The sequence below is a fragment of the Mycolicibacterium austroafricanum genome (genome assembly GCF_902705885.1).
Taxonomy (GTDB): Bacteria; Actinomycetota; Actinomycetes; order Mycobacteriales; family Mycobacteriaceae; genus Mycobacterium; species Mycobacterium vanbaalenii_A.
In genome coordinates, this window is the sequence record NZ_CACSIP010000006.1 from 43009 (window position 1) to 63093 (window position 20085).

Below are 20085 nucleotides of genomic sequence, written 5' to 3' on the forward strand. Positions count from 1 at the left end.
GGTGGCCTAACTGGCGTGCGCGTTGCGCGCAGCGGCGCCGATATCCGATGCCAGGCTTCGAGTGAGTATCAACCGCACCGCGATCACGGCGACGGTGGATGCGATTGCCGCCCAGGACAGGTCGGCGCTCAACCGCAGTAGGCCTGCGGCGACGAACAGATCCACCATCGCGCGTAGTGCGACCATTGGTCGGCCGAACACCGCCAGGGCAGCAAGTCCGAGCAGTAGTCCGGCAAGAGCAAGGCACCAGGACGCGGTGATGACCGCGCTCATGGGGCCGGGGGTGGTTCCGTGGTCGAGCGCGGGAGCCCGGGACGTGATCGGGCTCCCTCGATTTCGCGCTGCTCCTGGGCGATCTCACGGTTGAGGAAGTAGTTCAGGATCGTGCGGATGGCTGCGATCGCGGCCAGCTTGCCGATCTCCTCGAAGGACGGTGAGATCGCTGTCCGCAGCACGTCGGCGGCAAGCTGGAATTCCAGGCCCAGCACCAGGAACCGGGCCAGCGACAGCCGCACCGCCGAGAACTGGTTGATGTCGCGCCGTGCCAGCGCGATGGCGAACTTCGTGATGGCGACGATCGCGCCGATCATGATGACGATCGCGCCGCAGCCTTCGATGAGGCGCACCATCAGGTCGACCATCTCGCGCAGCGCTGACTCGGGCAGCACCTCGAACGCGTGCAGAGACTGGCTCATGTCAGGTTCAGGTGCGCCCGGCCAGGGTCACTCGACCTTCGCACCGGGCACACCCTCCTGTTCGATCTCATCGGGCTCGAGTTCCGCGCCGCCGCGCCGCGCCCGTCGCATGCGCTTCTCCAGCCAGGTCGCAAACCACGACAACGCGAAGTTGACGCTGATCATCAGCAGCGCGATGACGATCAACGCCGGAATGTAGTTTCCGTAGGACGAACCGACGACGGTGCCCTGGCGGACCATCTCGACGAACGTGATCTGATAGCCGATCGCGGTGTCCTTGAGCACCACGACCAGCTGCGAGATCAGCACCGGCAGCATGGACGTGACCGCTTGGGGGAGCAGGATTGCCCGCATCGTCTGCCCGGATGTCAGCCCCAACGCCGAGGCCGCCTCGCCTTGCCCACGTGGCAGCGCGCGCACCCCGGCGCGAACGATCTCGGCGATGACGGCGCCGTTGTAGAGCGTCAAGCCGGTGATCACGCCGGCCAGCGCCAGGTACTGAGACTGGAAGACGCCGTAGAACGCGTACAGAAAGTAGGCGAAGATCATCATGATCAGCACCGGTACCGCGCGGAAGAACTCGACGAACACCGACGACGCCCAGCGGATGCCGGTGTGTTTCGACATCCGGCCGACGCCGAGCAGGAAGCCCAGCACCAGCGCCAGTGCGATCGACACCACCGCCGCCGTGAGTGTGCCCCGGATTCCCGGCAGGACGTAGGTGGTCCACAGGTTCGCCGTCAGGAACGGTTCCCACTTCTCAGCGGTGAGCTGCCCGTTGGCGTCCAGTCGCGTGTACACCGCCCAGGCCACCGCCAGCACGACGACGGCGGTGACCGCACTGATGACGTGATTGCGTACCCGGGCGCGTGGTCCCGGCGCGTCGAAGAGAACCGAGGCTCCGCTCACCGTGCCCGTCCGTCCGTCGCCCGAGCGCTCATCATGCCTGCGACACCGCCATCCGCTTGCCCAGCCAGCCGAAGAACAACCCCAACGGCAGTGTCAGGATGACGAACCCGAGCGCGAAGATGCCGCCGACCACCAGCACCGCCGCGGTGTTCTCGATCATCTCCTTCATCAGCAACGCCGCCTCCGCCACCCCGATCGCCGAGGCGATCGTGGTGTTCTTCGTCAGGGCGATCAACACCGACCCCATCGGAATGATCACCGCGCGGAACGCCTGCGGTAGCAGCACGATCGTCAGGTTCTGCCCGAAGGTCAGGCCCAGGGACCTGGCGGCTTCGGCCTGACCGAGCGGCACCGTGTTGACCCCGGAGCGAACGGTTTCACAGACGAACGCCGCGGTGTAGACGGTCAACCCGAGCATCGCCAGCCGGAAGCTGCTGTCCTCGATGAACGTCGGCGACTGCCGGCCGGCCAGCGTGACGCCCAGCGTCTGCGCCAACCCGAACGAGCAGAACAGGATGATCAGCGTCAGTGGAGTGTTTCGCACGGTGTTGACATACGTCGTGCCGATCCAGTTGAGCATCGGCACCGGCGCAAGGCGCATCGCGGCCAGCACCGTGCCGATGACCAACGCACCGATCGCCGAGAAAACCGTCAGCTGGATCGTCGTCCAGAACGCGCCGAAGATCTCCTCGCGATACTCGGTGAAAACCTCCACTGAAGAATCCCCTGGTTACCCAGCCGACCTCAGTTGTCGAGCGGCGGGGGAGCCGGCGCGGTGATGCCCGCGGGGCCGAGGTTCTTGTCGAACGCCTCTTTCCAGGCGCCGCTTTCCTCCATCTTCGTCAACGCGTCGTTGATCTGGGTGCGCATCTCGGCGTCGTCCTTCTTCAGGCCGATGCCGTAGCGCTCCTCGGAGAACTGCTCACCGACGATCTTGAAGGCGCCGGGCGACTGTGCGGCGTAGCCGGCGAGAATGACCTCATCGGTCGTCACGGCGTCCACCGCGCCGTTCTTGAGGGCCTCGATGCAGGCCGAGTAGGTGTCGTACTGCTGCAGCTGCACGGCCGGGTACTCGTCCTTGATCTTCTGCGCCGGTGTCGAGCCCGACACCGAGCAGAGAATCTTGTTGTTCTCCAGCGACGCCGCCCCGGTGATGTCGTTGCTGTCCGACCGCACCAGCAGGCTCTGCCCGGTGATCAGGTACGGCCCGGCGAACGCGACCTTCTCCTTGCGGGAGTCGGTGATCGAGTAGGTGGCGGCGATGAAGTCGACCTGACCGTTCTGGATCAGGTTCTCCCGCTGCGCCGACGGCGCTTCCTTCCATTCGATCTGCTCGGGGGTGTAGCCCAGCTCGCCGGCGACGTAGGTCGCCACGTCAACGTCGAAGCCGCTCATCGTGCCGTCGGGGTTCTGCATGCCGAGACCGGGCTGATCGAACTTGGTGCCGATGACGATGCTGTCGCTGTCACCACCGCCACCGCCACCGCACGCGGTCGCGACCAGCGGGAGCGTGACCGCGAGTGCGACTGCGCCCAAGACTCGCTTGGACAGTGATATCTGAGACATGGCAACCATTCTCGGTGTTCCTTTCGCCGGGGCGGATGGTGTTGAAGCGGTGGTCAGTGGTGCAGAATCTTGCCGAGGAAGTCCTTGGCGCGTTCGGTCTCGGGATGGTCGAAGAACTGCACGGGCTCCGCGTCCTCGAGGATGGCGCCGTCGGACATGAACACCACACGATTGGCGGCCCGTCGTGCGAAGCCCATCTCGTGGGTGACGACGAGCATGGTCATGCCCTCGGTGGCCAGTGCGACCATCACCGAGAGCACCTCGTTGATCATCTCCGGGTCCAGCGCACTGGTCGGCTCGTCGAACAGCATCACCTTCGGGTCCATCGCCAGCGAGCGGGCGATCGCGACCCGCTGCTGCTGACCGCCCGACAGCTGAGCCGGGTACTTGTCGGCCTGGTTGGCGATCCCGACCCGCTCGAGCAGGCTCATGGCCTTCTCGCGTGCCGCAGCCTTGGGTGTCTTGCGGACCTTCATCGGTGCCAGCATCACGTTCTCGACAATTGTCTTGTGCGCGAACAGGTTGAACGACTGGAACACCATCCCGACATCGGACCGCAACTGCGCCAGCTTGCGGCCCTCGTCCGGCAGCACTGTGCCGTCGATGGCGATGGTGCCCGAATCGATGGTCTCCAACCGGTTGATGGTTCGGCACAACGTCGACTTGCCGGAGCCCGACGGGCCCAGCACGACGACGACCTGTCCCTTGGCCACCTCGAGGTTGATGTCCTGCAGGACATGGAGGTCGCCGAAGTGCTTGTTGACCGACTTCATCGAGATCATCGGCACAGCAGGGGCGCTCTCCATGGGTGCTGACCTTACCCAGGGAATGCTCAGCTTGCCTGGAACTCAGCAATCCGCCCAGATCACCGCGGGCAGGCGCGGGTCGCCGCGGCCGTCGAGCGCGCCGGTGGCCGGCCGTAGGATGGGGCCGTGACTTCCACGGTGACGCAGCTGACGAACGAGGCAGCCCTCGTTCGGCGCGCACGTACCTACCAGGTCCGGACCTACGGCTGTCAGATGAACGTGCACGATTCCGAGCGGCTCGCCGGATTGCTCGAGGAGGCCGGATACCGGCGCGCCGACGACGGCAGTGACGCCGATGTCGTCGTGTTCAACACGTGCGCGGTCCGCGAGAACGCGGACAACAAGCTGTATGGCAACCTGAGCCACCTGGCACCCCGCAAGCAGGCCGACCCCCAGATGCAGATCGCTGTCGGCGGATGCCTGGCGCAGAAGGACCGGGATACGGTGCTGGCCAAGGCCCCGTATGTGGACGTCGTGTTCGGCACGCACAACATCGGTTCGCTGCCCGCCCTGCTCGACCGGGCCCGGCACAACCGGGTGGCGCAGGTCGAGATCGCGGAGGCGCTTCGCGAATTCCCGTCGGCGCTTCCAGCCAGTCGCGAATCCTGTTATGCCGCATGGGTTTCGATCTCAGTGGGCTGCAACAACACCTGTACGTTCTGCATCGTCCCCGCGCTACGGGGCAAAGAAGTCGACCGCCGGCCCGATGACGTGCTCGCCGAAGTGCGGTCGCTGGTCGACCAGGGTGTGCTGGAGATCACACTGCTGGGTCAGAACGTCAACGCCTACGGTGTGTCGTTCGCCGACCCGGACCAACCCCGCGACCGGGGCGCCTTCGCGAAGTTGCTGCGCGCCTGCGGTCGGATCGACGGACTGGAACGGGTCCGCTTCACCTCGCCGCACCCGGCTGAGTTCACCGACGACGTCATCGACGCGATGGCCGAGACGCCGAACGTGTGCCCGACTCTGCACATGCCGCTGCAGTCGGGGTCCGACACCGTGCTGCGGGCGATGCGACGGTCCTACCGTGCCGAGAAGTACCTGGGCATCATCGAGCGGGTCCGGGCCGCGATCCCGCACGCGGCGATCACCACCGACCTGATCGTCGGCTTCCCGGGTGAGACCGAGGCGGACTTCCAGGCGACGCTTGACGTGGTGGCCGCCGCGCGGTTTTCCAGCGCGTTCACCTTCCAGTACTCCAAGCGGCCCGGCACGCCGGCCGCGGGCCTCGACGGCCAGGTCGCCAAATCCGTGGTCTCCGAGCGTTATCAAAGGTTGATCGAGCTACAGGAACGGATCTCGCTCGAGGAGAACGCCGATCAGATCGGGCGCACCGTCGAGGTGTTGGTGGCTACCGGCGAGGGCCGCAAAGACGCCAGCACCGCCCGGATGTCGGGGCGGGCGCGCGACGGCAGGTTGGTGCACTTCGCCCCCGGCGGCGTCGACCGGATCCGCCCGGGTGACATCGTCATCACCACCGTCACCGGTGCCGCCCCACACCACCTCATCGCCGACGCCGGCGTGATCGAGTATCGCCGCACCCGAGCGGGTGACGCCCATGCCGCGGGGCAGAAGCCCCGCACCGGAACCGGGTTGGGTATGCCCGGGGTCGGTCCGCCCGCGGCGGCGGCCGCGACCACCGGATGTGCCCGATGAGCGCAGAATCCCGGGGCGGGCCCGAGTTCGAGGCCTTCAAGGGTGACCTCGAAGACGCCGAGCGGCGTGTCGCACGCGAGATCGATCCCGGCGCACGGGCGTTGGCCATCGCCGTGCTGGTGTTCGTCCTGATGGTGACGATGTTGCTGCCCCACACCGGCGGCGCCAGGGGACTCGACGCGCTGATCGGGTCCGAGGCGGCCGTCAGCGACGGTGTCGCGTTACCGTCGCGGGTCTTCACCTGGTTCGTGCTGGTTTTCGGCGTCGGTTTCTCGATGCTGGCGTTGGTGGCCCGTCGCTGGGCTCTGGCATGGGTCGCGCTGGCCGGGTCGACGGTGGCGTCGTTCATGGGCCTGCTGGCGGTGTGGTCGCGCCAGACCGCACCCGAGCCGTACCCCGGCCCCGGAATCGGGCTGGTCGTGGCGTGGTTGGCGGTGATCGTGCTCACCTACAACTGGGCCCGGGTGGTGCTGACCCGCACCGCGCTGCAGTTGGCCACCGAAGAAGATCGCCGCCGGATGGCCGCAGACCGGCAGAAGCGGGGCCTGCTCGACGACTTCGGAGACGACGGACAGGCCGGGCCTCAGAGCCCGGACCGGACCTAGCGCTTCTTGGTCAGCGCCTCAGCTGCCGCATCGGCCCACTGGCGCCACTGCTCGGCGCTGGCCCTCGCCTGCTCGGCATCCTTGCTGCGACCGGCGGCCGCGGCCTTCTCCGCCTGGCGTTCGAACTGCTCGGCTCGCACCCGGAACTGGTCGGCCCTGGCCTGCGCCTCCGGGTCCACCCCGCCACTGGGGGTGTCGCGGATCTTCTTCTCGATCGCGCGCAGCCGCCGCTCGAGGTCTGCGCTGCGTTCCCGCGGCACCTTGCCGATGGCGTCCCACTTGTCGCCGATGGCACGCAGCGCCGCCCGCGCCGCGTCCGGGTCGGAGCTGTCGAGCTTCTCTGCCTCGGCCAGCAACGCCTCCTTGGCCTCGGCGTTGGCGCGGAACTCGGCGTCACGCTCGGCATTGGCCGCATTGCGGGCGGAGAAGAATTTGTCCTGGGCGGATTTGAACCTGTGCCACAACGCGTCGTCGACATCCTTGGCGGCGCGACCCGCCGCTTTCCACTCGGTCAGCAGCTCGCGGAACGTCGCCGAGGTGGCGCCCCAATCGGTGGAGTCACACAACTCTTCCGCGCGCACACACAGTGACTCCTTGGCCTGCTTGGCGCCGACGCGCTCCCGGTCGAGTTCGGCGAAGTGCGAACCACGGCGGCGGTTGAACGTCTCGCGGGCCGCCGAGTAGCGCTTCCACAACGCGTCGTCGGTCTTGCGGTCCAGGCCGGTGATGGTCTTCCACTCGTCGAGGATCGCCCGCAGTCGGTCGCCGGTGGCCTTCCACTGCACCGAGTTGGCGGCCAGCTCTTCTGCCTCGGCGGCGAGCGCCTCCTTACGGGCCGTCTGCTCGGCGCGGGCCTGTTCGCGTTTGGCCTTCTCCTCGGCGGTGGCGGTCTCGGCATGCTCGACGATCGCCCGCAGCCGGCCGGCCAGCGAATCGACGTCTCCCAGCACGTGGGCCTCCGGCAGGCTCTCGGCGAGGGCGGACGCGGCAGAGCGAATCTTGCGGGCATCACCGGATCCCGACGCCAGCCGCTGCTCGAGCAGCATCACCTCGGTGTGCAGGTCGTCGAAGCGGCGGCCGAAATGTTCGTAGGCGGCTTCGGTGTCACCGGCCTGCCAGGACCCGATCTGACGCTCTCCGGAGGCGGTGATCAGCCACACCGTGCCGTCGGGGTCGACCCGTCCGAAGCGGTGGGGATCGCTGGCCGGGATGGGGCTGACGGTCGGGGCTTTGGCCGGGGCGACGGGGCCCGGCCCCGGTCGGACCGCACCGGGCCGCGGACCCATCGAGCCTGGTCCCGGTCGGGCAGGCCCCGGCTTCGGCTTCGGGGCGTCGTGGTCGAACTCCTGGGAACCGCCCGGCTCGGTGATCGTCATATCCGTTACCTCATGCCCTCCGCGCGGACACCCGCGCACCTGCCGCGCTAAGCGGCGCCTACCAGCTGACTCATCGTCGAAAGCCCCCGACGATGTCGAACGCCCTCGAAGCCATTCAAACAGGTCGGCTGGCGCTGCGCCCACGGCTTGGCGTCCCCGGTCTTTAGGCTCGGTGCGAAAACCCGGGAGGTGGTCGATGGCACGGGCGGATATCGCCGCGCTGCTCGCCCTCGCCGCTGCCTTCTTCATCGCGGTCGGCGATGTCATCCACCAGCGCTCGGCGCACGAGGTGACCGATCAGCCCGTCGGCCACCTCACGCTGTTCCTGACCCTGCTACGGGACCGCCGCTGGTGGTTGGGCAGTGGCGTCGCCGGCGCCGGGTTCGCGCTGCAGGCCGCGGCGCTGGGGTTGGGATCGGTGCTGCTGGTGCAGGCCGTGCTGGTGACCGCGCTGCTGTTCGCGTTGCCGATCAGCGCCCGGCAGTCTCAACGGCGGGTCACCCGGTGGCAATGGGTGTGGGCGGTGCTGCTCGCCGGGTCGGTGATCGTCATCGTGACCGTCGGCAACCCCACCGCCGGCGACTCGCGCGCCTCTCTGGAGACCTGGATCGGGGTGCTCGCCGTCTTGGGGCCGGCTCTGGCGTTGTGCCTGCTGGGCGCCAGACTGTGGTCCGGACCGGCCAGCGCGGTGCTGCTCGCCGTCGTGTCCGGCGCGTTGTGGGGGCTGTTCGCGGTGCTGACCAAGTCCGTGGTGGATCGCCTCGACGTGACCAGCTGGGCCGGCCTCGAGCAGCTGTTGGTCACCCCCGAGCTGTACGCGTGGGCCGTGGTCGCGGTGACGGGCACCGCCATGCAGCAGGCGTCGTTCCGTGCCGGGGCGCTGACCGCGTCGCTGCCGACGATGACGGTCACCGAGCCGATCGTGGCGTGCGTGCTCGGCGTCGTGGTGCTCGGCGAAACGCTGCGGCCGGGGGACGCGGGATGGTTCACGCTGGTCGTCGCGGTGGCGGTGATGGTGGCGGCCACAGCCGCGCTGGCCCGTGGCGAAGCCGCCACCCGAGAGCCCGTCTGACCGGGTGGCTGTCAGAAGACGATCAAGCGGCGAGGGACGAGTCCGCGTTGAGGAGTCTGACCGGGTGGCTAGGTTTGGTGGCGTGCTCAGCGCTATCGCGATCGTGCCGTCGGCGCCGGTGATGGTCCCGCAACTCGCCGCGGCGGCTGCCGCCGAGACCGCGGACCTGCGTGCCGCCGCGTTGTCGGCGGCGGCGGCACTGCCCCCGCGGTGGGTCGGAATCGGCACCGCATCCCGCGACAGCGTCGCCGGGCCCGAGTCGATCGGGACCTTCGCCGGCTACGGCGTCGACGTCCGGGTGGGACTGTCGCCGGAGGCGGTGGCCCTTGGTGGCGGTCCCGCGCAACTGCCGCTGTGCGCACTGATCGCCGGCTGGCTGCGCGGACTGGCTCAGCCGGCGGCCACCGCGCAGATGCGTGCCTTCCACGGTGGACACGATCTCGCCACCGCGCTGGACATCGGCCGGCGGCTGCGCGCCGAGATCGACGGCACCGACGATCCGATCGGGGTGCTCGTGGTGGCCGACGGCGCCAACACCCTCAGCCCGCCGGCCCCGGGCGGCTACCAACCGGAGTCGATACCGGTGCAGGCCGCCCTCGACGACGCCCTGGCCGAGGGTGACGGGAACGCGCTGACCCGACTGCCGGAGGGGATCGTCGGCCGAATCGCGTATCAGGTACTGGCAGGGCTGACCGAGCCGGCGCCCGCATCGGCCAAAGAGCTCTACCGTGGGGCGCCCTACGGTGTCGGCTACTTCGTCGGCCTCTGGTACCCGTGAGCCCCCCGCGCCCATTGGCGATCGTGGGCCCAACCGGTACCGGCAAGTCAGACCTGGCGCTCGCCCTCGCCGAGGCACTAGGCGCCGAGATCGCCGCCGAGGTGGTGAACGCCGACGCGATGCAGTTGTACCGCGGGATGGACATCGGCACCGCGAAGCTGCCGGTCGACCAACGGCGGGGCGTTCCGCACCACCAACTCGACGTGCTGGACGTCACCGAGACCGCGACCGTCGCCCGCTATCAGCAGGCTGCGGCCGCCGACGTCGAGGCGATCGCCGCGCGCGGCGCCGTGCCGATCGTGGTCGGCGGGTCGATGCTCTACATCCAGTCCCTGCTGGACGAGTGGACGTTTCCGGCCACCGATCCGCAGGTGCGGGCCCGCTGGGAGCGGCGCCTCGCCGAGGTGGGGGTGGCCCAGCTGCATCGCGAACTGGCCGGAGTGGACGCCGCAGCGGCCGCCGCGATCCTTCCCACCGACGGCCGTCGCATCGTGCGGGCGTTGGAGGTCGTCGAGCTCACCGGCGAACCGTTTGCAGCATCGGCGCCCCGGATCGGCACCCCCCGGTGGGACACCGTGATCATCGGGCTGGACCGGGCCACCGACGTTCTCGATCAACGCCTGGCGCGCCGGACCGACAAGATGTTCGCCGACGGCCTGGTCGACGAGGTCACCTCGCTGCTCGGCCGGGGTCTGCGCGACGGTGTCACCGCTTCCCGGGCCCTCGGCTACGCACAGGTCATCGCGGACCTCGATGCGGGCGGTGACGGCAGTGCGGCACGGGAGCCGACGTTTGTCGGCACCCGCCGCTACGTGCGCAGGCAACGGTCCTGGTTCCGCCGCGACCCCCGCATCACCTGGCTCGACGGCGCCGCCCCCGGAAACCTCGACCGGGCGCTGAGGCGATGGCGCGACGTATCCTGAGCTGGTGAAGTTCGCCAAGGGGCACGGCACGGAGAACGACTTCGTGCTGATACCCGACCTCGCGGCCGCGATCGAGTTGACCCCGGCCGCGGTCGCTGCGCTCTGCGACCGCAGACGCGGGCTCGGCGCCGACGGGGTGTTGCGGGTCACCGTCGCCGGTGCCGCACGCGAGGCGGGCGTGCTCGCCGAGCTGCCCGAGGGCGTGGCGGCCGAGGACTGGTTCATGGACTACCGCAACGCCGACGGGTCGGTCGCGCAGATGTGCGGCAACGGTGTGCGGGTGTTCGCGCACTACCTGCGGGCCGAAGGGCTGGAGTCCCGATGTGAGTTCGTCGTCGGCTCGCGGGCCGGTCCCCGTCCGGTCGAGCTGCACTCCGCAGATGCGTTGCGGGCCGACGTCACCGTCGACATGGGCAAGGCCACCGAGGTCGGCACCGGCTCGGCAGTTGTCGGCGGTCGGCGCTTCCACGGTTTGGCCGTCGACGTCGGCAATCCCCACCTCGCCTGTGTCGATGCCTCGTTGACCGCCGCCGAGCTGGTCGCGCTGGACGTCGCCGCCCCCGTCACCTTCGACGCCTCGCAGTTCCCGGAGGGGGTCAATGTCGAGGTGCTGACCGCCCCGGCCGACGGCGCCGTGACCATGCGGGTACACGAACGAGGAGTGGGAGAAACGCGGTCCTGTGGGACCGGGACCGTCGCCGCGGCGTACGCCGCGCTGCATCACCAGGGCCAGCAGACCGGCACCCTGCGGATACGCGTTCCCGGAGGCGAGGTCGCGGTGACCGTCACCGACGGCGCCAGCTACCTGCGGGGTCCGTCGGTCCTGGTCGCCGCCGGTGACCTGTCCGACGCATGGTGGCGGGCGCAGTAAATCAGATGCACGAACACACCCATGAGGGGCAACATCTCCGAATACATGACTGAACCCAAGATCCCAAGCTCCGGCGAACTCGCCCTGGAAGACCGGGTGGCCCTGCGCAGGGTCGCCGGACTGTCCACCGAGCTCGCCGACGTCTCCGAGGTCGAGTACCGCCAGCTGCGACTGGAGCGCGTCGTGCTGGTCGGGGTGTGGACCGATGGCACCGCCGCCGACGCCGACGCCAGCCTGGCGGAGCTGGCCGCACTGGCCGAGACGGCGGGTTCCGAGGTGCTCGAAGGTCTCATCCAGCGTCGCGACAAGCCGGACCCGTCGACCTACATCGGGTCCGGCAAGGCCGCCGAGCTGCGTGAGGTGGTGCTGGCCACCGGCGCCGACACCGTCATCTGCGACGGTGAGCTCAGTCCGGCGCAGTTGAATGCACTGGAGAAGGCGGTGAAGGTCAAGGTCATCGACCGCACCGCGCTGATCCTGGACATTTTCGCCCAGCACGCGACCAGCCGCGAAGGCAAGGCGCAGGTCGCTTACGCGCAGATGGAGTACATGCTCCCGCGGCTGCGCGGCTGGGGTGAGTCGATGTCCCGGCAGGGCGGCGGCGCAGGCGGCAGCGGGGGTGGCGTGGGGACCCGCGGACCTGGTGAGACGAAGATCGAAACCGACCGCCGCCGGATCCGTGAGCGAATGGCCAAGCTGCGGAGGGAAATCCGCGAAATGAAGCAGGTTCGCGACACGCAGCGCAGCCGTCGGCTCGGCAGTGACAAGCCCTCGGTGGCCATCGTCGGATACACCAACGCCGGGAAGTCCAGTGTGCTCAACGCGTTGACCGGCGCCGGGGTGCTGGTCGAGAACGCGTTGTTCGCCACCCTCGAGCCGACCACTCGCCGTGGCGAATTCGCTGACGGGCGGGAGATCGTGCTCACCGACACCGTGGGGTTCGTCCGGCATCTGCCCACCCAGCTCGTCGAGGCGTTCCGGTCGACCCTCGAGGAGGTGATCGACGCGGATCTGCTCGTGCACGTCGTGGATGGCTCGGACGTCAATCCGCTCGCGCAGATCAATGCGGTGCGGCAGGTGGTCAGAGAGGTGATCGCCGGAGCGGCTCCGGCGGCGACATCAGACCAGGTTCGTGACGGTCAGATGGCTCCAGAATTGTTGGTGGTCAACAAGATCGATGCAGCCGGCGATTTGGCACTGGCGAAGCTGCGGCGGGCACTGCCCGAGGCGGTGTTCGTCTCCGCTCGCACGGGTGAGGGATTGGACCGGCTGCGGACCCGGATGGCGGAGATGGTGGCGCCGCGCGACGTAGTGATTGATGTCACAATCCCTTACAGCCGAGGAGATCTCGTCAACCGGGTGCACGCCGACGGACGCGTCGATGCCATGGAGCACACTGCTTCTGGCACCAGGATCAAGGGGCGGGTGCCGATCGCGCTGGCGGCCGGCCTCGGTGAGTTCGCGACGTTCTGACCGCCACAGATGCGGGTGTGGTTGGTGGTGCGGTAGGCTCATCGTGAACGTCGGCTGCGGACAGCTCATCACATCTCGTCGAGCACACCGCCCACTCCCGGAAACGCTGACGACCGACTACCCACTACGGCGAAACCGCCACTGTGTGCGCACTTCCGCTGGACGGTTCCCGTCGCGGTTGCCCGGGCACACGCTGCCCGAACAGGCCGGAAAGGCACACACATGACCCCCCAATCCTTCGCTGATCTCGGCGTGCCCGCATCGCTGGTACAGGCACTCACCGAGCGCGGCATCACCGAACCGTTCCCGATTCAGTCCGCCACCCTGCCCGATGCGCTCGCTGGACGCGACGTGCTCGGCCGCGGGAAGACGGGCAGCGGCAAGACACTCGCGTTCTCGCTGCCGCTGGTGGCGACCCTCAACGGGCGCCGCAGTCGACCCTCACACCCGACGGGGCTGATCCTGGCCCCCACGCGTGAACTCGCCACCCAGATCACCGCTGTGCTGCAGCCGTTGGCCTCGGCCTCCGGCCTGCGCGTCACCACGATCTTCGGTGGTGTGTCGCAGAGCAAGCAGGTCAGTGCGCTGCGCTCCGGCGTCGACATCGTGGTGGCATGTCCCGGCCGCCTCGAGGATCTGATGCGGCAGAAGTTGGTCCGTCTCGACGACGTCCGCACCACCGTTCTCGACGAGGCTGATCACATGGCCGACCTCGGTTTCCTTCCCGGAGTCACCCGCATCTTGGCGGCGACTCCCGCCGGTGGCCAGCGGCTGCTGTTCTCCGCGACGCTGGACAACGGCGTCGACAAGCTGGTGAAACGATTCCTGAGCAACCCGGTGATGCACTCGGTCGACGAGGCCGACGAAGTGCCCGCCGTGATGACCCACCACGTGTTCCACGTCGGTGGAGCCCAGCAGAAGAAGGATCTCGTGCACCGGCTGGCCTCCGGGACCGGACGCCGAATCCTGTTCATGCGCACCAAGCATCAGGCCCGCAAGCTGGCCAAGCAGCTCACCGAATCGGGGGTTCCCTCGGTAGATCTGCACGGCAATCTCTCGCAACCTGCGCGTGACCGCAACCTGGCGGCCTTCACCACCGGCAGTGCCCGTGTGTTGGTCGCCACCGACATCGCCGCCCGCGGTGTCCACGTCGACGGGGTCGAACTCGTCGTGCACGTCGACCCCCCGATGGAACACAAGGCCTACCTGCACCGTTCCGGGCGCACCGCGCGGGCGGGCAGCGACGGAGACGTCGTCACCGTCGTCCTGCCCGAGCAGCGCAGGGACACCCAGCAGCTGCTGCGTCGCGCGGGTATCACCGTGCGGCCGCAGGAAGTCACGGCCGACTCGGAGCCGGTGCACGCACTCGTCGGTGAGATCGCACCGTTGCGCGCGGCGCCGAAGGTCGTCGCGCCGGCAGCCAGAGCCGCCGGATCGAAGCCCGAACGCGGTCCCGACCACCGCCGCGGTGTGCCCGCCCGGGGCGCGCATGGCAACCGGCGGCGCGGTACCCGCGGCGCCGGTGCGCGGGGGCGTACTCAGACGACGTTCTGACCCAGGGGTCGCCGGATGACCGGCGGCTCATGGGCCCGCACCGGTGGTAGCGCGTCGGTGAATCTCTCCACCTGGACCAGCACGTGCGCGCCCGTGCAGCCGCGGGCCAGCGATGAGGTGCTGACGTCGTCGGTGAGCACATTCGGGTTGCCGTGTACGCACATGGCGTCGGGGTCGGCGGGATCCAAAGGGTCGAACCAGGCCCCGGTGGACAGTTGTACCACCGCGGGCCGTACCCCGGCGTCGAGTACCACGCCGGCCAGACACGCACCCCGGTCGTTGAACACCCGCACGACGTCACCGTTCCCCACGCCACGCGCGCGAGCGTCCGAGGGATGCATCCTGATCGGTTCCCGGCCCGAGACCTTCGACTTCTGGCTGGCCGCCCCGCCGTCCAGCTGACCGTGCAGCCTGCTGGCCGGCTGGTTGGCCAACAGGTGCAGCGGGTAGCGGGCGGCGCGTGGACCTCCGAGCCACTCGGTGGGTTCGTACCACGCCGGGTGGCCCGCGCAGTCGTCGTAGCCGAATCCGTCGATCGCGCAGGAGAAGATCTCGATCAAACCGCTGGGCGTGGCGAGGCGGTGGGACGACGGGTCGGCGCGGAAGTCGGCCAGCAGCGTCAGCCCGTCCTCGGTCGGCAACCGCAACTGGCCGGCCCGCCAGAACTCATCGAACTCGGGCACCTCGAAATCCAGTTCTGCCGACCACTTTTCGTACAAGTGCACCAGCCACTGCCGTGCGGTCCGGCCTTCGGTGAACTGGTGGTCGAAACCCAGCCGGCGGGACAGCGCCGCGAAGGTCTGATAGTCGTCCCGTGAGTCCGCGTACGGCTCGGTCAGTTTCGGCATCGCCATCAACACGGGGTCGTTCCTGGAACCGGAGAGGTCCTCGCGCTCCAGCGACGTGGTGGAGGGCACCACGATGTCGGCGTGCTTGGCCATCGCGGTCCAGTAGGGATCGTGGACGACCACCGTATCGGGCCGGCCCAGCGCACGGCGAAGGCGCGGGATGTTCTGATGGTGGTGAAACGGATTGCCGCCCGCCCAGTACACCAGCTTGATATCGGGATAGCGCAACCGAAGTCCGTTATAGTCGAACGGCTCCCCAGGGTGCAGCAGCATGTCGCTGACCGCCGCGACGGGGATGAAGGTGGATACGGGGTTGACGCCCTGCGGCAGGCGCGGCAGTCCGCAGCGCAGCGGTGGTAATCCCGGCTCGTTCATCGACCCGTAACCGTGCCCGAAACCACCTCCGGGAAGCCCGATCTGCCCCAGCATCGCGGCCAGCGTCAGGCCCATCCACGGTGCCTGCTCGCCGTGGCGGGTGCGCTGCAGTGACCAACTCACCGTGACGATCGTTCGCGCAGCGGCCATCTCACGGGCCAGCGCCGTCAGATCGGCTGCGGCCAGCCCGCAGATCCGCGCAGCCCACCGCGGTGATTTCGGCACGCCGTCGTCGGTGCCCAGCAGATAGCGCTCGAATCGCTCGTAACCGGTGCAGTAGGTGGCGAGAAAGTCCCGGTCCGCCAGCGATTCGGTGGCGAGCACGTAGGCCAGTGCCAGCATGATCGCCACGTCGGTGCCGGGCACCGGGGCATGCCACACACACGGGCCGTCGACATCGTCGCGCAGTGGCGAGAAGGACACGACGCGTCCGCCGCGTTTCCGGAACCGGTGCAGCGCCTCGCGCGCGGGGTGGGCGGTGGTACCGCCGTGGTTGACCCCGGTGTTCTTCAAGGCCAATCCGCCGAAACACACCAGCAGTTCGGTGTGATTCACGATGACGTCCCATGCGGTGGAGCGCTTGAACAGATCGTCGTGGGTGCCCACCACTCGTGGCATGATCACCCCGGTCGCGCCGAGGCTGTACGAGTGACGCGAAAAGGTATGACCGCCAAGGCAGTTCAGAAAACGGTGGACCTGGCTCTGAGCGTGGTGGAATCTGCCTGCGCTGGCCCAGCCGTATGACCCACCGTAAATCGCCCCGTTGCCGTGGTACTGCACCACGCGGCGCAATTCGGCGGCCAGGAGCTCGGTGAGTTCGTCCCACGACACCGCGACGAACTCGTCGGCGCCGCGCCGGTCGGTGTGGCCGGGGCCGGCCTCGAGCCAGCCGCGACGGACGGCGGGGGAGGTGATGCGTGATCTGTGACGGATCGACCCTGGCAGGTTGCCGAGGGCCGGAGAGGGATCGGTGTCACCGTCGAGCGGGCTGACCGATGTGATGTCGCCGGCTTCGACGGTGGCGGTGAAGGCCCCCCAGTGCGTCAGGCTGGACAGGGCTCGAGGCTCGGCCGGGGCCATGGCGGGCAGTCTACGGCGGCCACGCGCGAGCCCGTTCGCCGTCGGCCAACCATCCGGTTGGATGGGGTACGTTGGCGGTAACAGCCCGTACCAACCACGGAGGGATTCCCCATGGGCGCCGCCGCCTCATCTGCAACCGCCTCAGTCGTCGCCTACGAGCGCACCCTGTTCGAACCCGAGCACGAGCTGTTCCGTGAGTCCTTCCGCGCATTCCTGGAACGTCATGTCGCGCCCTTCCACGAGGAGTGGGAGAAAGACAAAATCGTGGACCGAGGCGTATGGCTGGAGGCCGGTAAACAGGGCTTCCTGGGTATGGCGGTGCCCGAGGAGTTCGGCGGTGGGGGTGTTTCGGACTTCCGGTACAACACCGTCATCACCGAGGAGGTGACGGCGGGGCGGTTCAGCGGGCTGGGTTTCAGCCTGCACAACGACGTCGTCGCGCCGTATCTGACCAGGCTGTGCACCGAGGAGCAGAAGCAGCGCTGGCTACCCGGGTTCTGCACCGGTGAGTTGATCTCCGCGATCGCGATGACCGAACCGGGCACCGGAAGCGATCTGCAGGGCATCAAGACCAGAGCGGTCAAGGACGGCGACCACTACATCCTCAACGGCGCCAAGACGTTCATCACCAACGGTATCCATGCCGACCTGGTGATCGTGGTGGCCCAGACCGACCCCGACAAGGGCGCGCTGGGGTTCTCGCTGCTGATGGTCGAGCGCGGAATGGAGGGCTTTGAGCGCGGCCGCCATCTCGACAAACTCGGCCTCGACGCCCAGGACACCGCAGAGCTGTCATTCACCGACGTCAAGGTGCCGGCGGAGAATCTGCTCGGGGAGGAGGGGCAAGGTTTTGTGTACCTGATGCAGAACCTGCCGCAGGAGCGGATCTCGATCGCCATCATGGCGGCCGCTGCGATGGAGGCGGTGCTCGGGCAGACGGTCGAATACGCCAAAGAACGCAAGGCGTTCGGAAAGCCCATCGGCAGCTTCCAGAACAGCCGTTTTGTGCTGGCCGAACTCGCGACCGAAGCCACAGTGGTGCGAATGATGGTCGACGAGTACATCCGTCTTCACCTCGACGATCGGCTGACCGCCGAGCAGGCTGCCATGGCCAAGTGGTATTCGACCGAGAAGCAGGTCCATTTGATCGACCGGTGCCTGCAATTGCACGGTGGCTACGGTTATATGCGCGAATACCCGGTCGCACGCGCCTATCTTGATGCGCGGGTCCAGACCATTTATGGGGGCACCTCCGAGATCATGAAAGAGATCATCGGGCGCAGCCTCGGGGTGTAAATCCCCCATCCGAAGTGGCCGCGGCGGTAGTGCAGGACCGCATATTCTTTTTGTCGAACCGGCGAGGGTCCTTGGTAATCGGCGTCTGCTGACGCAAAGTGAACGGACGCGGTACTTTCGCAGGACTTTTTGAAGCACGGCTTCGAAGTCTTGCTGAGCACCTGTCGCCGATCGCGGGGAGGATGAATGATCCGGCAGCCCATGCTGCGCATACGTGTGGTCGGTCGCGCGACGATCGGGCTGTTGGGGGTTGCCACGGCGCTCCTGATGGCGCCCGTCGCGCTGGCACAGCCCGAGATCGAGGCCAGCGACGCGATCACCGCGGCTTGGCAGGCCAACGGTGGCGACACCGGCCCGCTGGGGCCCAAGTCGGGTGATGTGTACCCGGCCGGCGAAGGCTTTGCGCAGAACTTCGCATCCGGCAAGATGTTCTTCACCCCCGACACCGGTGCTCACTTCATGCAGGGCGCGATCCTGGAGAAGTACGAATCGCTGGGTGGACCCACCGACAGCGACCTGGGCTTCCCCGAGATCGACGAAGGCCCGGGCCGGGCGCCCGGCAGCCGCAACAGCACGTTCAGTGCTCCCGACAATCCGGTGATCTTCTGGACGCCGGAGACGGGCGCACGGGTGGTCCGTGGCGCGGTCAACGCGGCGTGGGACCAGCTGGGAGGGTCGTCGGGAGTGCTCGGTGTACCCGCTGAAGACGCAACATACGACGGCTCGGTCGTCACCCAGCGGTTCACCGGCGGTGAGATCTCCTATGACTCGCGTGCCAAGACGTTCACCACGGTTCCGCCCGAGCTGGCCGACCAGTTGACGGACCTGGACATCCCCGATGATCCGGTGTCGGCGATCAACGCCGCCCGGCGTGCGGCCGGGGGGCCGCTGGGTCCGCTCGGTGCCGCCGAAGGTGAGCCTTATCCGATCGGCGCGGACGGCTTCGGCCAGGACTTCGTCAACGGCAAGATCTTCTACAGCCCGGCCACCGGAGCGAACGTGATGACCGGTCAGGTACTGGCCAAGTACGAGAGTGTCGGGGGACCGGAGGGTGACCTCGGATTCCCGGTGACCAGCGAGGTGGACGGCGGCGTGGCCCCGGCGAGCCGGATGAGCACATTCGCCGCCGAGGACGAACCGGTGATCTTCTGGACACCGGACCACGGCGCGGTGATCGTCCGCGGCCCGATGAAGGCTGCCTGGGGAGAGCTCGGCGGCGCCACCGGCGAACTCGGCGCTCCCGTGGCGGACCAGACCCAGAACGGGCAGGTGATCACCCAGCGGTTCAGTCAGGGCGCTGTCTCCTGGAACACCGAGACGAGATCGTTCAGCACTGAACCGCCCGGTCTCGCCTCGCAGCTGACCGACATCTCGGTCTCCCAGCAGCAAGCGCCGTTGGCGCCACCGCAGGCGGCCGACACCGGTGAGGCCACGTTCCGGTGGACGTGGTGGTGGTTGCTGGCCGTGGTGCCGCTGCTGCTGCTGGCCGGTCTGGTGGCGGTCGCCGTGGTCCGGAAACGGCGGCGCGGTGGCGACGACGACGACATCTTCGGCCCGGCCCCCGGCTCGGTCTCCGCTGACGACGAGGACTTCGGGCCCGGGCAGGCGAGCGGCGGCTACCAGGACGAGGGTGGCCGGGAGGACACGCTGTTCGGCGACCGATATGCCCGTGAGGGCCTCGGCTCGCTGTCGTCAGGTGTTCCGGCACCACCGACTCCGTCCGACGACTTCCCCTCGGGGCCACTGAGTTTCTGGGGCGCCCCTGTGGGATCGCCGAGCGACGCCGAGGGCGAGGCCGTGCAGGAGGACGTCGGGCAGGAAGACCCCGACTCCGTGGACACCGCGCCCACGCGCGTTCCGGACGTCGCCGAGGTCGCGCTCGACACCACACCGCATGATGAGCCGCCCGTGGTGTCCGACCGGGAACCGTTGGTCGCTTTCGACCACGATCCGCTGACCGACACCGGCCGCCACGCGCGGATCGAGTTCGACGAACCGGCGCCGTCGGCCACCGCCCTGCACCTGCCGCTCGACGATCCGAACGAGATCCCCGAGGGCTACCCGATCAAGGCGGACACCGGGTCGGGTCTGTACTGGGTGCCCGGCGGTGCCGACTACGACGAGGCGCCCGCCGAGATCTGGTTCGCCAGTGAGGAAATGGCACGTACGAACGGATTCGTCCGAGGCGACTAGCGCCGGACC

18 protein-coding genes are annotated in these 20085 nt (G+C 68.3%); 10 read left to right on the forward strand and 8 right to left on the reverse strand.

Going from position 1 to position 20085, the window contains the following annotated elements; genetic code table 11:
- Positions 1-6: 6 nt before the first annotated feature.
- Genes BEMPMBAN_RS05690 through BEMPMBAN_RS05715 form a run of 6 tightly spaced genes read right to left on the reverse strand, consistent with a single transcriptional unit; the run spans position 7 to position 3952 of the window.
- A complete protein-coding gene (locus BEMPMBAN_RS05690; protein WP_159229432.1) occupies positions 7-273 on the reverse strand; it encodes a hypothetical protein in 267 nt (88 codons plus the stop codon).
- Positions 270-695 (reverse strand): DUF1622 domain-containing protein, encoded by a 426-nt coding sequence (locus tag BEMPMBAN_RS05695; protein ID WP_159229433.1) that lies wholly within the window; start codon positions 693-695, stop codon positions 270-272. Before BEMPMBAN_RS05695 ends, BEMPMBAN_RS05690 begins: the two co-directional genes overlap by 4 nt.
- 27 nt (positions 696-722) lie before the next feature.
- Positions 723-1604, reverse strand: a complete 882-nt coding sequence (locus tag BEMPMBAN_RS05700) for an amino acid ABC transporter permease (protein WP_159229435.1) — start codon at positions 1602-1604, stop codon at positions 723-725.
- Between the two features lie 31 nt (positions 1605-1635).
- Entirely contained in the window at positions 1636-2319 is a 684-nt protein-coding gene (locus tag BEMPMBAN_RS05705) for an amino acid ABC transporter permease (protein WP_159229437.1), read from the reverse strand.
- A gap of 29 nt (positions 2320-2348) precedes the next feature.
- A complete protein-coding gene (locus BEMPMBAN_RS05710) occupies positions 2349-3170 on the reverse strand; it encodes a glutamate ABC transporter substrate-binding protein (protein WP_159229439.1) in 822 nt (273 codons plus the stop codon).
- Between the two features lie 53 nt (positions 3171-3223).
- Positions 3224-3952, reverse strand: coding sequence for an amino acid ABC transporter ATP-binding protein (locus BEMPMBAN_RS05715; protein WP_159229539.1), 729 nt, complete (start codon positions 3950-3952; stop codon positions 3224-3226).
- A 150-nt stretch (positions 3953-4102) separates the two neighbouring features.
- On the opposite strand from BEMPMBAN_RS05715, the gene miaB reads away from it, so the two are divergent.
- The gene (gene miaB / locus BEMPMBAN_RS05720; RefSeq protein ID WP_159229440.1) at positions 4103-5632 is read left to right on the forward strand and encodes a tRNA (N6-isopentenyl adenosine(37)-C2)-methylthiotransferase MiaB; all 1530 of its coding nucleotides are present in this window, start codon (positions 4103-4105) and stop codon (positions 5630-5632) included.
- Positions 5620-6237, forward strand: coding sequence for an Rv2732c family membrane protein (locus BEMPMBAN_RS05725; protein WP_425294933.1), 618 nt, complete (start codon positions 5620-5622; stop codon positions 6235-6237). Before miaB ends, BEMPMBAN_RS05725 begins: the two co-directional genes overlap by 13 nt.
- Here BEMPMBAN_RS05725 and BEMPMBAN_RS05730 read toward each other — a convergent pair.
- Positions 6234-7613, reverse strand: coding sequence for a DUF349 domain-containing protein (locus tag BEMPMBAN_RS05730; RefSeq protein WP_200845881.1), 1380 nt, complete (start codon positions 7611-7613; stop codon positions 6234-6236). The genes BEMPMBAN_RS05725 and BEMPMBAN_RS05730 overlap by 4 nt on opposite strands.
- A gap of 196 nt (positions 7614-7809) precedes the next feature.
- On the opposite strand from BEMPMBAN_RS05730, the gene BEMPMBAN_RS05735 reads away from it, so the two are divergent.
- The 6 genes from BEMPMBAN_RS05735 to BEMPMBAN_RS05760 all read left to right on the forward strand — a co-directional run bounded on the left by BEMPMBAN_RS05735 (position 7810) and on the right by BEMPMBAN_RS05760 (position 14284).
- Positions 7810-8685, forward strand: a complete 876-nt coding sequence (locus BEMPMBAN_RS05735) for a DMT family transporter (RefSeq protein ID WP_159229445.1) — start codon at positions 7810-7812, stop codon at positions 8683-8685.
- Positions 8686-8767: 82 nt separating this feature from the next.
- Positions 8768-9463, forward strand: coding sequence for a class III extradiol ring-cleavage dioxygenase family protein (locus tag BEMPMBAN_RS05740; RefSeq protein WP_159229540.1), 696 nt, complete (start codon positions 8768-8770; stop codon positions 9461-9463).
- A complete protein-coding gene (gene miaA, locus BEMPMBAN_RS05745) occupies positions 9460-10386 on the forward strand; it encodes a tRNA (adenosine(37)-N6)-dimethylallyltransferase MiaA (RefSeq protein ID WP_159229447.1) in 927 nt (308 codons plus the stop codon). The genes BEMPMBAN_RS05740 and miaA overlap by 4 nt, the downstream gene beginning before the upstream one ends.
- 4 nt (positions 10387-10390) lie before the next feature.
- Positions 10391-11257, forward strand: a complete 867-nt coding sequence (dapF, locus tag BEMPMBAN_RS05750) for a diaminopimelate epimerase (RefSeq protein WP_159229449.1) — start codon at positions 10391-10393, stop codon at positions 11255-11257.
- Between the two features lie 45 nt (positions 11258-11302).
- Positions 11303-12730, forward strand: coding sequence for a GTPase HflX (gene hflX / locus BEMPMBAN_RS05755; protein ID WP_159229450.1), 1428 nt, complete (start codon positions 11303-11305; stop codon positions 12728-12730).
- Between the two features lie 222 nt (positions 12731-12952).
- Positions 12953-14284 (forward strand): DEAD/DEAH box helicase, encoded by a 1332-nt coding sequence (locus BEMPMBAN_RS05760; RefSeq protein WP_159229452.1) that lies wholly within the window; start codon positions 12953-12955, stop codon positions 14282-14284.
- Here the strand turns inward: BEMPMBAN_RS05760 and BEMPMBAN_RS05765 are convergent.
- Complete coding sequence (locus BEMPMBAN_RS05765; RefSeq protein WP_159229454.1) at positions 14269-16587, reverse strand: molybdopterin-dependent oxidoreductase; 2319 nt, start codon at positions 16585-16587, stop codon at positions 14269-14271. The two genes, BEMPMBAN_RS05760 and BEMPMBAN_RS05765, sit on opposite strands and share 16 nt — an antisense overlap.
- Positions 16588-16698: 111 nt before the next feature.
- On the opposite strand from BEMPMBAN_RS05765, the gene BEMPMBAN_RS05770 reads away from it, so the two are divergent.
- Positions 16699-17883 carry an acyl-CoA dehydrogenase family protein gene (locus BEMPMBAN_RS05770; protein WP_159229455.1) on the forward strand — a complete coding sequence of 395 codons (1185 nt, stop codon included), beginning with the start codon at positions 16699-16701 and terminating at the stop codon, positions 17881-17883.
- 186 nt (positions 17884-18069) lie between these two features.
- Positions 18070-20076: an LGFP repeat-containing protein gene (locus tag BEMPMBAN_RS05775; protein WP_159229457.1), complete on the forward strand. Its 2007-nt coding sequence runs from the start codon at positions 18070-18072 to the stop codon at positions 20074-20076.
- The last annotated feature ends 9 nt before the right edge of the window (positions 20077-20085 follow it).

Coding starts and splice junctions, on each gene's coding strand:
- BEMPMBAN_RS05760 (WP_159229452.1), top strand. CDS start 12,953: ATGACCCCCCAATCCTTCGCTGATCTCGGCGTGCCCGCATCGCTGGTA.
- BEMPMBAN_RS05730 (WP_200845881.1), bottom strand. CDS start 7,613: ATGACGATCACCGAGCCGGGCGGTTCCCAGGAGTTCGACCACGACGCC.
- BEMPMBAN_RS05775 (WP_159229457.1), top strand. CDS start 18,070: ATGATCCGGCAGCCCATGCTGCGCATACGTGTGGTCGGTCGCGCGACG.
- BEMPMBAN_RS05690 (WP_159229432.1), bottom strand. CDS start 273: ATGAGCGCGGTCATCACCGCGTCCTGGTGCCTTGCTCTTGCCGGACTA.
- hflX (WP_159229450.1), top strand. CDS start 11,303: ATGACTGAACCCAAGATCCCAAGCTCCGGCGAACTCGCCCTGGAAGAC.
- BEMPMBAN_RS05735 (WP_159229445.1), top strand. CDS start 7,810: ATGGCACGGGCGGATATCGCCGCGCTGCTCGCCCTCGCCGCTGCCTTC.
- BEMPMBAN_RS05695 (WP_159229433.1), bottom strand. CDS start 695: ATGAGCCAGTCTCTGCACGCGTTCGAGGTGCTGCCCGAGTCAGCGCTG.
- BEMPMBAN_RS05715 (WP_159229539.1), bottom strand. CDS start 3,952: ATGATCTCGATGAAGTCGGTCAACAAGCACTTCGGCGACCTCCATGTC.
- BEMPMBAN_RS05725 (WP_425294933.1), top strand. CDS start 5,620: ATGTGCCCGATGAGCGCAGAATCCCGGGGCGGGCCCGAGTTCGAGGCC.
- BEMPMBAN_RS05765 (WP_159229454.1), bottom strand. CDS start 16,587: ATGGCCCCGGCCGAGCCTCGAGCCCTGTCCAGCCTGACGCACTGGGGG.
- BEMPMBAN_RS05710 (WP_159229439.1), bottom strand. CDS start 3,170: ATGTCTCAGATATCACTGTCCAAGCGAGTCTTGGGCGCAGTCGCACTC.
- BEMPMBAN_RS05770 (WP_159229455.1), top strand. CDS start 16,699: ATGGGCGCCGCCGCCTCATCTGCAACCGCCTCAGTCGTCGCCTACGAG.